The organism is Hyphomonas oceanitis (assembly GCF_036964545.1).
GTDB classification, from domain to species: Bacteria; Pseudomonadota; Alphaproteobacteria; order Caulobacterales; family Hyphomonadaceae; genus Hyphomonas; species Hyphomonas oceanitis.
On record NZ_JBALTL010000002.1, the window covers coordinates 514,586 to 526,492 of the forward strand.

An 11,907-nucleotide genomic window follows, 5' to 3' on the forward strand; every position below is an offset into this window, starting at 1 on the left:
CGCATTCCAACGGAGCCCTTCTTCATGGCCAATACCCCAACCCGCACCGAAACCGACACAATGGGCCCTGTTGAGGTCGCTTCCGACCGCTACTGGGGCGCGCAAGCTGAACGCAGCCTCGGAAACTTCAAGATCGGTTGGGAAAAGCAGCCAGAGCCCATCGTCCGCGCGCTCGGCATTGTGAAAAAGGCCGCCGCGCAAGCCAACATGGATCTCGGCAAGATGGATCCGGAGTTGGGCAAGGTGATCGTGCAGGTCGCCGATGAAGTCATCGACGGCAAGCTGAACGACCATTTCCCGCTGGTTGTGTGGCAGACAGGCTCGGGCACGCAGTCGAACATGAACGCCAATGAGGTGATCTCGAACCGCGCCATCGAAATTCTTGGCGGCGAGATGGGCTCGAAAAAGCCGGTCCACCCGAACGACCATGTGAACATGAGCCAGTCGTCGAACGACACGTTCCCGACCGCCATGCACATTGCCTGCGCCGAGGAAGTGACGCACCGCCTCGTGCCAGCGCTTAAGCACCTGCACGCCGCGCTCGACGCCAAGGCCAAGGCCTGGGCGGACATCATCAAGATCGGCCGCACGCACACGCAGGACGCCACGCCGGTGACGCTCGGCCAGGAATTCTCCGGCTATGCCCAGCAAGTCGAGAATGGCATTGCGCGTATCGAATCCACGCTGCCCATGCTGATGCAGCTAGCGCAGGGCGGCACGGCCGTCGGCACGGGCCTCGCCTCGCCGGTCGGTTTTGCCGAGAAAGTGGCCGAGAAGATCGCAGGCATTACGGGCCTCAAATTCACGTCAGCGCCGAACAAGTTCGAGGCCCTTGCCGCGCATGATGCGATGGTGTTCACGCATGGCGCCATCAATACGGTGGCGATGAGCTGCTTCAAGATCGCCAACGATATCCGCTTCCTCGGTTCCGGTCCACGTTCGGGGCTTGGCGAGCTGGCGCTGCCGGAAAACGAGCCCGGCAGCTCCATCATGCCCGGCAAGGTGAACCCGACCCAGTGCGAGGCGCTGACGCAGGTCTGCGCGCACATTCATGGCAATAATGCCGCCATCGGCTTTGCCGGGTCGCAGGGCCATTTCGAACTGAACGTGTTCAACCCGATGATGGCCTACAACTTCCTCCAGTCGACACGCCTTCTGGCCGACGCCGCCATCAGCTTCACTGACAATTGCGTTGTCGGCATCGAGCCGCGCCTTGAGAATATTGCGACGGGCCTCAAGAACTCGCTGATGCTGGTGACGCCCCTCAAGGAAAAATACGGCTACGACCGCGCCGCGAAGATCGCCAAGACGGCTCACAAGAATGGCACAACCCTGCGCGAAGAAGCCATCAAGGACGGCATCCCGGGCGAGGATTTCGACAATATCGTCGACCCGAGCAAGATGATCTCACCGGGCTGAAGAAGGCTTTCTGAAAACATTCGGTAGACTCCTGCCTGCAATCTCTGGTTTCGTGCCGGTTCCAAACAGATGGGAGTGGTGCGCATGGCAGGGCGCCGGGCAATCGATTTCGCGGGCTTCGTGATGGACGTTGTCCAGAAGCGCGACGCTGGGTGGGACCCCGAGTCCTATCCCTTCAACCTGCCTGCGGTAGCGAGTTGGCAAACTCTGGAATTGCACGAGAAGGTGACTTTCCTCGTCGGAGAAAACGGCTCCGGCAAGTCGACATTGATCGAAGCAATTGCGGTTGCAATGGGTCTGAATGCCGAAGGAGGCAGCCGGGACCACCGTTTCAAGGTCGAGGACACGCATTCGCGCCTGCATGCTCAGCTCAAGATGGTGCGCGGCACGAAGCGGCCAAAGGATTCCTACTTTCTCAGGGCTGAAAGCCTTTATGGGCAGGCGACTTATCTGGACGCGACATCGACCCTGGCGCGGTATGGCGAGCGGAAACTGCACACACAGTCACATGGGGAAACCGTGATGGCGCTCTTTCAGAACCGGTTCGAGGGCAAGGGCTTTTACGTGCTGGACGAGCCAGAAGCCGCGCTGTCGCCGAGGCGCCAACTGGCATTCCTTCGTCGGCTTCATGAACTTGTCCAGAATGGCAGTCAGTTCGTCATCGCAACGCACTCGCCCATCATCCTCTCGTATCCTGACGCCTTTATCTATCATATGACGGCAGAGGGACCGCAGCAGACAAAATGGGATGACTTTGACCATGTGAGTCTTACGCGCGACTTCCTGATGTATCCGGAAGCCTATCTCTACGAGATCATGGAAGATCCCGGTGATTGAACCCAGGCAGGGGCATGACGTGGCCGCTATCGTTGTTTCGCCAGCGCTAAGCGCTAAGCCCTTGCGCGCCCTTCGGCACTCCGTCAGAACGGCAGTCGTTCAAGGAGGAGAGAAGACATGAGCATGGATTTCAGCAATTTGTTTTCGGTGGCCGGCAAGACGGTCGTCATCACGGGCGGTTCGCGCGGCATCGGCGAGATGATCGCGGCAGGCTTCCTCAGCCAGGGCGCCAAGGTCATCATCTCGTCGCGCAAGGCGCAGGCCTGTGAAGAGACGGTCGAGCGGCTGAAAGCCGAGTATGGCGGCGAGATCTATGCCATCCCGTCAGACGTGGGCACGCTGCTTGGCATCAATCACCTCGCCGACGAGATCGCCAAGCGCGAAGACAAGATCGATGTGCTGATCAACAATGCCGGTGTGGCATGGGGCGCGACACTGGAAGACTTCCCGGAAGCTGGCTGGGACAAGGTCATGGACGTCAACGTCAAGGGCGTCTTCTTCCTCACACAGAAACTGATGCCGCTGCTGCGCAAGTCTGCCAGTGCTGCGGAGCCTGCGCGCGTCATCAATATCGCCTCAATCGACGGCATGCACACGAGCCCGATGAGCGGCTTCGCCTATGGCACGTCAAAGGCTGCTGTGATCCACCTGACGCGCTTCATGGGCGCGCATCTGGCGGGCGAGCATATCCTCGTCAACGGCATCGCGCCGGGCCCGTTCCCGACCTACATGCTGTCCACTGGCGTCGGCTTCAAAGGCGAGACTGAGGGCGTGGATTGGGATTCTGTTTCCAGCCGCAACCCGTCAGGACGCGTTGGCGCGCCAAGCGACGTTGCCGGCCTCTCGATCTTCCTGTCGTCGAAGGCCTCCGCCTACATTACCGGCCACACCATTCCGTGCGACGGCGGTATCGTCTCGTCGAGCTGAGGGCCACCTTGGGCAAGCCTTCTGCAGGAATGTGTGGAGGCTTGCCGGCAGGGGGTGGCGCGATTCCTGTGCGGGTTTAGATTGGCGCGAGAAGAATCACTTCCGCCCAGAAAGGCAGATATCCATGTCCAAACCTCCCGTCGGCTCCAAGGACAATCCCTCCCAGTTTGACGTGATCGGCAAGCTTGCCGACGACGAGCCCTATTTCGTGATCCGTGCGCACGACCCGCTCTCCTCGGCGCTGGTCGAGCTGCACGCCTATATCGGGGCAGGCCAGTCCGGCGCGGCGCACAACAAGCTTGCCGAAATCATGGCGATGACGTCGGCCCGCGCGCCGCGCCCGGCCTCCAGCCCGAAATACCGCGAGACCTTTGCCATCTCTCTCGCCATGGAACAGTGGCGCGAGACCCACAAGGACTAGGCCATGCTTCTGGCGCCGGTGATGATGGCGGACGCGCATGTCCGCCTCGAGCCTTTCGATCCGGCGCTATATGGCGCGGCCTTGCGGGCATTGGCCGAAGGCGCGCCGGAGCAATTCGTTCTCTGGTCCCACCGTGGGCCGGGCGACTGGATTGGCCTGTGGCTGGAAACGATCGCTGCGCGCACGGCGGCGGGGACGATGATCCCGTTCAGCGTTTTGTCGCCGGATGGCGCCGATTTTCTTGGCGTAACCAGCTATCTCGACGCCAATGCGGTCAATCGCAGCGTCGAGATCGGGATGACGGTCTATGCGCCACATGCTGCGGGCACGGCGATCAATCCGGCGGCCAAGCGCCTGCTTCTGGCCCATGCGTTCGGGCAAGGGGCTGTGCGTGTGCAGTTTCAGGTGGATGATCGGAACAAGCGCTCGCAGGCGGCGGTGCTGAAGCTGGGCGCACAACGCGAAGGCATCCTGCGCAACCACCGCACACTGCCGGATGGTTTCGTGCGCGATACGGCCTTTTTCTCAATCATCGACACGGAGTGGCCCGACGTGAAGACGCGCCTCGACGCTCGACTGGCGGCCTTTGGCTGAGTAGTCTGGCGCCATGACGACCCCGATCAATCTCAACAAAGCCCGCAAGGCCAAGGCCCGGTCTGCCAAGGAACAGGCAGCGGCTGAAAATCGTGCCAAGTTCGGTCGCACAAAGGTCCAGAAGTCGCTGGAACAGGCCCGCGCCGAGAAACTCACCCGGCTGACAGAGGGCCACCGCCTCGACGGCGATCCCGAAAAACAGGGTTAACGAGGCCTTACAGCACGGCCCCGGCTTTGCACTTTGCTTCTGTGAAGTGTTCCAAACCGGGAGTGGCCGTCAGATGAAAAGCATCCTCATGAAATGCGTGTTTAGCGCCGTTGCCTTTTCAGGCGGGATTGCCTGGGGCATCGCTGCGGAAGCAGCCGAAACCGGCGTCACACTGGCCACGATGTTCGGTCACTAGGCCTAGCTGCCGCTTTTGGGTGTGCTGGCGTCCAGCAGCTGTTCGTCATAGCGGCGCCCCGAAACACGCTCCAGCGCATCGAAAATGGGCTTGGCGGACTTGTCCTTCATCAGCGGAATCTGGCTTGCCAGTTCGGCGGCGCGGGCATAGCGCAGCTGCGCCGTTTCCATGTCGCCGCGGGCCTCTGCGCAGGCGCCCTGATTGTGAAGCACAGCAGGCGCGCGCGGATATTCGCGGGCGAGTTCATCCCACTGCGCGCAGGCGCCGAGGAAATTGCCGTTCTTCGTGGCATCAACTGCCAGCGTGAAGCGCGTATCATTCTGCTCTTCCGGGATCAGGCCCTTCTGCATGATCTCGGCTCGCAGCGTCTTGTTGTAGGGCGCGATATCATAGCGAAAACGCCCGACAGCATCGACCACCGCGTCCCGCACGAGACCGATGGGCGCATCATAGGGATTATAGGTACTGCGATACGGGTCGCGATAGGTGCCGATCTCGACCGTGCCGTCTTGATATTCCGCCACGTCGATACAGGTGTCGCGCGCGGCAGAGCCCGGTTGCGCGGATGTGAACACAGGTCGGTTTGACCCAAGATCCACAAGCGTCGCCGAAACCGAGACGGTAACCGTTTCATTCGTGCATTCTGATTCCACAATGCCCTGGCGCTTGCAGTTAAACAGGCCCTCATGCTCCACGCAGCGGCGTTCGCGCTCATAGCGCACTTCCGACTCCCAGCCATCAATCGCCACGCCGCCTTCATAGAGACTGTCCGGCTCAGGGCCTGACCGCCTGAACCACTGCATGCCATCAAGACTGACTTGCGAGATCATTGCGGAGAATTCTGCCTCCGCGACATCTCCCGCCGGACCTCTAAAGCGCCCAACTTCAGGATCACGGAATTCAGCTGCCTGAGGATAATTCGGTGCGATCCGGGCTTCGTAGTCATATCCGGGCGTCTGGCAGGCCGCCAAAGAAACCGCCGCCAAGGCCAACAGGCTATACCGCATGGAAACATTCCCCCTTTTCATCATGACCGGCTTGCAGATTGGGCACACCGGCTGAACCCGCCATGAACCGGTGCCTCGGCGCCTTCCTAACGTCAATGGTTGACGTGGGTAGGGGGCGACGCCACTTGTCTTCTTCAGAATTCAATGGAGCCTGCCCCACATGACCAGTCCGCTTTTCAAACCGCTCAAAATCAAGTCGCTGAACCTGCCAAACCGCATCGTCATGGCCCCCATGACGCGTAGCAAGTCGCCAGGGGGCACACCGGGCGAGGATGTGGCGGACTATTACGCGCGCCGCGCCGCAGCCGATGTCGGCCTGATCGTCACCGAAGGCACCACAGTGAAGCGGGGCGGGGCCTCCAATGACCCGAACGTGCCGAACTTCCACCGCGCTGATTCGCTCGCCGGGTGGAAACGCGTCGTCGAGAAGGTCCACGCCAATAAGGGCCTTATCGCCCCGCAGCTCTGGCACCAGGGCATGATGCGCAAGCCCGGCACCGGCCCTGAGCCTGATGCGCCAACCGACAGCCCGTCCGGCGTCACGCATTCCGGCAAGGAAGTGTTCGAACAGCCCACCAGCGCCGAAGTTGATGACATGGTGATGGCATTCGCCAATGCCGCTGGCGAAGCAGCTCGCATCGGCTTTGACGCCATCGAGATCCACGGCGCCCATGGCTACCTGATCGACGAATTCTTCTGGGACGTGATGAACAAGCGCGACGACCGCTTCGGCGGCTCGCTGCCGGAACGTGCGACCTTTGCCGCTGACATCATCAAGGAAACCCGCAAGCAGGTGGGCCCGGACATGGCCATCATCCTGCGTTTCTCGCAATGGAAACAACAGGATTACACGGTAAGGCTCGCCCAAACACCGGCCGAATACGAGGCCTTCCTGAAAGTGTTCGTGGATGCAGGCGTCGACGTGCTCCACGCTTCGCAACGCCGCTATTGGGAACCTGAATTCCCTGAAGTCGACGGCGAGAACGGACTCAACGCAGCCGGCTGGGCGAAGAAGCTGACCGGCCTGCCGGTCATCACGGTCGGTTCTGTCGGCCTGACGGGCGACTTTGAAAAGGCCTTCCGCGGCGAGGGCGCCACTATCCGCAAGCTCGATGATCTGGAAGAGCGCCTTGAGCGCGGCGAGTTTGACATGGTCGCTGTCGGTCGGGCCCTGCTGCAGGATCCGGAATGGGCGAAGAAGGTCCGTGAAGGCCGCCTCGACGAGCTGTCCAACTATGATGCAAAATCGCTCGCCACGCTCTACTGAGGCGCGAAAATTATTGAGCGCAGACGGAAAGTATGTGATTATCCGTACCATGAAAGTGCGTGCCTGCTCCACCAGAATGGCGGGGCCATCAAGGTCGGCGGCTTTCCCGTAGATTGCTTTGTTTAACGGCCTGAAGACTCCTCCGCCATTCCGGTTTGCCTCCCGGACATGTGCGGATGATGCACCCGGCACGAGTGTAACTTATTGCTCCGCCTGCCTGCCCGGAATGGTTCCGGGCAGGCAGGCGGGGTTATTTTCATCCAATTCGAGTGCGCGTGCGTAGAGAGGGTCAGCAAGCCATGCTGCCGCCGGAGACTTAGGATATGCGCCCAACAAAAACCCTGCTGCCAGTGATGCTCGCGGCCACCACACTGGCCACGGCCTGTGCCAACCAGAATGTGGCACAATACGCCGACAGTCCGCGCGAACTGGTGCTGGAGGATTACTTCCTCGGCCAGACACAGGCCTATGGCGTGTTCGAGGACCGCTTCGGCAAGGTCCGCCGCCAGTTCAAGGTTGACATCACCGGCACGCTTGAGGGCAACCGGCTGACCCTGACCGAAAATTTCAAATATGATAACGGCGAGCGCGATACCCGGGTGTGGGAAATCGACGTGCTCGGCAATGGCGCCTATCGCGGTACAGCGGGCGATGTGCCCGTGCCAGCCGAGGGACGCGTAGCGGGCAATGCGTTCAACTGGAAATACAAGGTCGACTTGAAAGTTGGTGATTCCACCTGGAATGTCGGCTTCGATGACTGGATGTACCTGATGGACGACAATGTGCTGCTTAACCGGGCCTATGTCACCCGCTACGGCATCGAGATCGGCCAGGTAACGATTGCCTTCCGGAAACCCTGATTAGCCCGGCGAGTCTTCCCCGTCCCAGTAATCCACCTCGCTCTCCATCCTGCCAAGGTAGCGAAAACGATTGATGCGCGAACCCGGCTCTTTCGTATTGGCGAGGAACTTCCCACTGTCAGGATATTCGCAAATCTCTGTATCAGCGCGCGTTGAGATGCTGAGGTATTTCAACGGCACTTTGCCCGTATTGGTCAGCTTGTGCGCGTATTCAGGCCCGCCTCGGGGCGCGGCCAGCACATCGCCCGCTTTGACCTGATAGCTGTCAGGACCGAATCGGTAAGTGCCTTCTCCCTCCAGGATGACGAACATCTCCTCTTCGACATGATGAACATGGAAGGGGCACCCTGATTTGCCCGGAGGCACCTCTGTGTAGGACGCGCCCAGTTGCGTAAGGCCAATGCTGTCACTGAAGCCTGCGTCGCGGCATATATAGGCCTCTCCCATCTCAAATGGCTCAAGGGCGAGATCAGGGAGGCGTGCGATGGGGAAAAGTTTGTTCGTCATGCTATCTCGTAAGCCTCCTTCAGCCAGGCCTTCACCTCCGCGTTGAAATCCGCAGCCGATTCAAGCCGCACCTTGTGCGTGCACATGGCGCCCGGTTTTTCCTCGGCCAGCCGGTTATTGCCGGGCATGCCTTTCAGGTTGATCCCGAGATCGATCCGCGTTTTTGACGCGGGAACGATGGCGGCGAATTTCTTGCTGCGGCGCAGGCTGGTGGCCGTCTTGCCGGGATCAACCCCGACATCCTTACCCAGTTTCCCGGCATAGGCTGCAATGGCGTCATGAAGCGGCCTGAGGCTTTCCTTACCCTTGAACTGCATCTCCAGAAGCTCATCCACAGAGGCATCAAGGCGCCCGCTGGCGATCTGGCAGATCATCTGGGCATAGCCATGGGTGATGCCATGCTTCTCCTTCAGCATCGCCACTTGCTGGCCAACCTTTTCGATGCCGCTGGCTTTCACGACCTCCGCCCAATGCTCCACCGTCTTGCCGGTCTTTGCGAGCACGTTCTTTTTCGCGGTCTCCAGGTATTTCTCGGTAGCCTCATTGTTCATGGGCGCCTCCCTGCTTGGTGCGGCTTTAGCCTAACACATTGGCCAATCCCTGCTATATGTTCTCTATGAGTTCCAATCCGAATCGTCTCTCGATCAGCCAGATGGCTGCTGCGCGCCCCCCCGCTGCAGCAGGCGAGGCTGCGTATCTGTCTGGCCTGAACCCGGAGCAGCGCGAAGCCGTGCTGCACACCGATGGGCCGCTGCTCGTGCTGGCAGGCGCCGGCACCGGCAAGACACGCGTGCTGACCACGCGCCTGGCGCATATCATCGCCACCAAGAAGGCCTGGCCCAGCCAGACGCTGACGGTGACCTTCACCAACAAGGCTGCGCGTGAAATGCGCGAGCGCGCGCTGAAACTGATCGGCCCGGACGGCGAGGGCCTGCGCTGGCTCGGCACGTTCCACTCGATCAGCGCGCAGATCCTGCGCCAGCATGCCGAGCTTGTCGGCCTCAAATCCAGTTTCACCATCCTTGATACCGACGATCAGGTTCGCCTCTGCAAGCAGATCATCCAGGCCGAGAATATCGATCCCAAGCGCTGGACGCCGCGCTTCCTTGCCAGCCTCATCGACGGCTGGAAGAATCGCGCGCTGACGCCGGACCGTGTGCCATCCGAAGACGCGCACATGTTCGCCGACGGCAAGGGGATCAAGTGCTACGAGATCTACCAGAACCGGCTGAAAGTGCTGAACGCCTGCGATTTCGGTGACCTGCTCGTCCACAATATCACGCTGTTCCGCGAGAACCCGGACGTGCTGAAGGATTATCACGCCCGCTTCAAATACATCCTCGTCGACGAGTATCAGGATACGAACGTCGCCCAATATCTCTGGCTGCGCATGCTGGCCCAAGGCAACCATAACATCTGCTGCGTCGGCGATGACGACCAGTCAATCTATGGCTGGCGCGGCGCCGAAGTGGACAATATCCTGCGCTTCGAGAAGGATTTTGCCGGCGCAAAGGTCATCCGCCTCGAACGCAACTATCGCTCCACGCGCCACATTCTCGCCGCCGCCTCCAGCGTGATCAGCCACAATCGCAGCCGCCTCGGCAAAACGCTCTTTGTCGGCGACGACAGTGACGCCGACCTCGTGGACGCCGAAAAGGTCAAAGTGCGCGGCCTGTGGGACGGCGAGGCGGAGAGCCGCCTTATCGCAGACGATATCGAAAGCTGGGTCCGGGCTGGCGGCAAGCATGATGATTGCGCCGTGCTGGTGCGTGCCTCCTGGCAGATGCGGGCTTTCGAGGAACGCTTCATCATGCTCGGCATCCCTTACCGCGTGATTGGCGGCCCGCGCTTCTTCGAGCGCGCCGAGATCCGCGATGCCATGGCCTATCTGCGCCTCATCCGCTCGCCCGACGACGATCTGGCCTTCGAGCGCGTGGTCAATGAGCCCAAACGCGGCGTCGGCAACACGACACTGGCCAAGCTGCAGGCCTATGCCCGTGCCGATGGCCGTAGCCTCTACACGCTGACGCCAATGGTGCTGCAGACCGACGAGATCAAAGGCGGTGCCAAGCGCGGCCTGACCGTGTTCATCGACCAGCTCAACATGTGGCGCGACAAGTATGCCAATGGCCTGCCGCACACCGAACTCGCCGAGGTCATCCTCGAAGAGTCCGGTTATACCGACATGCTCCAGAAGGACCGCAGCCCGCAGGCCCAGACACGGCTCGACAACCTGAAGGAACTCGTCCGTTCCATGGGCGAGTTCGATACGCTCGCCGGCTTCCTCGAACATGTCGAACTGGTCATGGATGCGTCCAGCGGCGGGGCAGGGGAGGACCAGGTCCAGATCCTGACGCTGCACGGCGCCAAGGGCCTCGAATGGCCCATGGTCTTCCTGCCCGGCTGGGAGGAGGAAGTCTTCCCCTCGCGCCGCAGTCTCGACGAGAGCGGCCTGAAGGGCCTCGAGGAAGAGCGTCGCCTCGCCTATGTCGGCATCACGCGCGCCCGCGCTCGCGCCTATATCTCCTTCGTGGCCAACCGCCAGATCTATGGCCGCTGGCAAAGCGTCATGCCCAGCCGTTTCGTGGATGAACTCCCGCACGAGCATGTCGATGCGATGAGCGAAACCGGCTTTTCCGGTCTTCCCGGCGGCGAAGAGGCGTTCAGCGGCACGATGGAAGACCTTGGCGCGCGTTCATCCTATGACAGCCCCGGGTGGAAACGGTTGCAGGAAAATGCCTCGCGTACGCCATCCCGCCCGCCCGGCGAAGCTGGACCACTTGCGGCCACATCAGGCGGAACCAGCGCTTTCAAGACGGGTTCCCGTGTGTTCCATGACAAGTTCGGCTACGGCAAGGTCGCCTTTTCCGAGGGCAACAAGCTCACGGTCGACTTCGACAAGACGGGCCGCAAGAAAGTCATCGCCACCTTCGTCACCGCCGCCTGAGCGCTTGCCAGCGGGAACCTTGCCCATCGCTGCCCATTGGTCAGCAGGCGACAAGGTTAATTCCCATGGCAAGCTATATCGACAAAAGGCTCTATGACGGCGAGCACGTGGTCTATCGCGGCCGGTTTCACGGGCTCAGCTGGGTGCCCGGCTGGCTGGCGCTGATCTTTCTCGGCGTGCTCGTCATCGGCATTGTCATGTTCATCTCCGAGCAGATTCGCCTGCGCACAACGGAATTTGTCATTACGGACCGGCGCGTGATCCTGAAATCGGGCTTCTTTCGCGCCGATGTGCAGGAAATTACGCTCGACGCCATCGAAGGCAGCGCCATCCACCAAGGGCCTCTCGGCCGGCTTTTCCATTATGGTCGCCTCACCATACGCGGCCGGGGCGACACCCATATCCACTTCCCGTCCATGGCCCGCCCGTCCAGGTTCCGCGCCGAGGCCGAACACGCCCGCCATGATAGCGAGCAGGAGCCCGCCGACCGTATCGTGCGCGAACTGGATGAAATCGCCGGACATGCTGCCTGAGGAAAAATGCAGCACCGGTCGGGGCTTGCCAGGGGTGTGTTCAAGCCGTGAGCGCTGATGGGTTTGGGAGCGCGTTTATGGGCCAGACCGATGCTGCAGTTCCGGTTTAGGAGCCCCCGCCCCAATACTCTCCGAACGACGTGTTCATCTTCCGCTCATCGCGGGCCCCGCCCGCCAGAAACGA

The 11,907-nt window shown here is 61.0% G+C and carries 14 protein-coding genes; 11 read left to right on the top strand and 3 right to left on the bottom strand.

Translation table 11 applies throughout. The annotated features are described in order from the left end of the window. The first annotated feature begins 24 nt into the window (after nt 1–24). The 7 genes from fumC to V7651_RS07460 all read left to right on the top strand — a co-directional run bounded on the left by fumC (nt 25) and on the right by V7651_RS07460 (nt 4,602). Nucleotides 25–1,419: a class II fumarate hydratase gene (gene fumC, locus V7651_RS07430; protein WP_335612758.1), complete on the top strand. Its 1,395-nt coding sequence runs from the start codon at nt 25–27 to the stop codon at nt 1,417–1,419. 84 nt (nt 1,420–1,503) lie between these two features. Then, nucleotides 1,504–2,256, top strand: a complete 753-nt coding sequence (locus V7651_RS07435) for an AAA family ATPase (RefSeq protein ID WP_035540979.1) — start codon at nt 1,504–1,506, stop codon at nt 2,254–2,256. 123 nt (nt 2,257–2,379) lie between these two features. Beyond that, nucleotides 2,380–3,183 (top strand): SDR family oxidoreductase, encoded by an 804-nt coding sequence (locus V7651_RS07440; RefSeq protein ID WP_418887228.1) that lies wholly within the window; start codon nt 2,380–2,382, stop codon nt 3,181–3,183. Between the two features lie 124 nt (nt 3,184–3,307). After that, nucleotides 3,308–3,604 (top strand): hypothetical protein, encoded by a 297-nt coding sequence (locus tag V7651_RS07445; RefSeq protein ID WP_034739757.1) that lies wholly within the window; start codon nt 3,308–3,310, stop codon nt 3,602–3,604. Between the two features lie 3 nt (nt 3,605–3,607). Next, nucleotides 3,608–4,198: a GNAT family N-acetyltransferase gene (locus V7651_RS07450; protein ID WP_335612760.1), complete on the top strand. Its 591-nt coding sequence runs from the start codon at nt 3,608–3,610 to the stop codon at nt 4,196–4,198. 13 nt (nt 4,199–4,211) lie between these two features. Continuing rightward, nucleotides 4,212–4,406 (top strand): DUF4169 family protein, encoded by a 195-nt coding sequence (locus V7651_RS07455; protein WP_035540987.1) that lies wholly within the window; start codon nt 4,212–4,214, stop codon nt 4,404–4,406. Between the two features lie 73 nt (nt 4,407–4,479). Then, on the top strand, nt 4,480–4,602 hold the full coding sequence (locus tag V7651_RS07460; protein ID WP_335612761.1) for a hypothetical protein: 123 nt from the start codon (nt 4,480–4,482) through the stop codon (nt 4,600–4,602). A 2-nt stretch (nt 4,603–4,604) separates the two neighbouring features. Here the strand turns inward: V7651_RS07460 and V7651_RS07465 are convergent, their stop codons facing one another. After that, nucleotides 4,605–5,609, bottom strand: coding sequence for a hypothetical protein (locus tag V7651_RS07465; protein ID WP_335612762.1), 1,005 nt, complete (start codon nt 5,607–5,609; stop codon nt 4,605–4,607). 160 nt (nt 5,610–5,769) lie between these two features. Here V7651_RS07465 and V7651_RS07470 point away from each other — a divergent pair, with 160 nt between their 5' ends. Together V7651_RS07470 and V7651_RS07475 are read left to right on the top strand one after the other, a co-directional pair. Continuing rightward, nucleotides 5,770–6,876 carry an NADH:flavin oxidoreductase gene (locus tag V7651_RS07470; protein WP_335612763.1) on the top strand — a complete coding sequence of 369 codons (1,107 nt, stop codon included), beginning with the start codon at nt 5,770–5,772 and terminating at the stop codon, nt 6,874–6,876. A 323-nt stretch (nt 6,877–7,199) separates the two neighbouring features. Then, nucleotides 7,200–7,736 (top strand): DUF3833 domain-containing protein, encoded by a 537-nt coding sequence (locus V7651_RS07475; RefSeq protein ID WP_335612764.1) that lies wholly within the window; start codon nt 7,200–7,202, stop codon nt 7,734–7,736. Here V7651_RS07475 and V7651_RS07480 read toward each other — a convergent pair whose 3' ends face one another. Continuing rightward, the gene (locus V7651_RS07480) at nt 7,737–8,243 is read right to left on the bottom strand and encodes a cupin domain-containing protein (RefSeq protein ID WP_335612765.1); all 507 of its coding nucleotides are present in this window, start codon (nt 8,241–8,243) and stop codon (nt 7,737–7,739) included. Then, the gene (locus V7651_RS07485; RefSeq protein ID WP_335612766.1) at nt 8,240–8,794 is read right to left on the bottom strand and encodes a DUF5655 domain-containing protein; all 555 of its coding nucleotides are present in this window, start codon (nt 8,792–8,794) and stop codon (nt 8,240–8,242) included. Before V7651_RS07485 ends, V7651_RS07480 begins: the two co-directional genes overlap by 4 nt. 56 nt (nt 8,795–8,850) lie before the next feature. Between V7651_RS07485 and V7651_RS07490 the strand changes: the two genes are divergently transcribed. Beyond that, on the top strand, nt 8,851–11,190 hold the full coding sequence (locus tag V7651_RS07490) for an ATP-dependent helicase (protein WP_418887222.1): 2,340 nt from the start codon (nt 8,851–8,853) through the stop codon (nt 11,188–11,190). A gap of 65 nt (nt 11,191–11,255) precedes the next feature. Continuing rightward, nucleotides 11,256–11,723: a PH domain-containing protein gene (locus V7651_RS07495; protein ID WP_335590791.1), complete on the top strand. Its 468-nt coding sequence runs from the start codon at nt 11,256–11,258 to the stop codon at nt 11,721–11,723. Nucleotides 11,724–11,907 lie beyond the last annotated feature (184 nt).

Coding starts and splice junctions, on each gene's coding strand:
- V7651_RS07490 (WP_418887222.1), top strand. CDS start 8,851: ATGTTCTCTATGAGTTCCAATCCGAATCGTCTCTCGATCAGCCAGATG.
- V7651_RS07455 (WP_035540987.1), top strand. CDS start 4,212: ATGACGACCCCGATCAATCTCAACAAAGCCCGCAAGGCCAAGGCCCGG.
- V7651_RS07435 (WP_035540979.1), top strand. CDS start 1,504: ATGGCAGGGCGCCGGGCAATCGATTTCGCGGGCTTCGTGATGGACGTT.
- V7651_RS07450 (WP_335612760.1), top strand. CDS start 3,608: ATGCTTCTGGCGCCGGTGATGATGGCGGACGCGCATGTCCGCCTCGAG.
- V7651_RS07470 (WP_335612763.1), top strand. CDS start 5,770: ATGACCAGTCCGCTTTTCAAACCGCTCAAAATCAAGTCGCTGAACCTG.
- V7651_RS07485 (WP_335612766.1), bottom strand. CDS start 8,794: ATGAACAATGAGGCTACCGAGAAATACCTGGAGACCGCGAAAAAGAAC.
- fumC (WP_335612758.1), top strand. CDS start 25: ATGGCCAATACCCCAACCCGCACCGAAACCGACACAATGGGCCCTGTT.
- V7651_RS07445 (WP_034739757.1), top strand. CDS start 3,308: ATGTCCAAACCTCCCGTCGGCTCCAAGGACAATCCCTCCCAGTTTGAC.
- V7651_RS07465 (WP_335612762.1), bottom strand. CDS start 5,609: ATGCGGTATAGCCTGTTGGCCTTGGCGGCGGTTTCTTTGGCGGCCTGC.
- V7651_RS07475 (WP_335612764.1), top strand. CDS start 7,200: ATGCGCCCAACAAAAACCCTGCTGCCAGTGATGCTCGCGGCCACCACA.
- V7651_RS07480 (WP_335612765.1), bottom strand. CDS start 8,243: ATGACGAACAAACTTTTCCCCATCGCACGCCTCCCTGATCTCGCCCTT.
- V7651_RS07440 (WP_418887228.1), top strand. CDS start 2,380: ATGGATTTCAGCAATTTGTTTTCGGTGGCCGGCAAGACGGTCGTCATC.
- V7651_RS07495 (WP_335590791.1), top strand. CDS start 11,256: ATGGCAAGCTATATCGACAAAAGGCTCTATGACGGCGAGCACGTGGTC.
- V7651_RS07460 (WP_335612761.1), top strand. CDS start 4,480: ATGAAAAGCATCCTCATGAAATGCGTGTTTAGCGCCGTTGCCTTTTCA.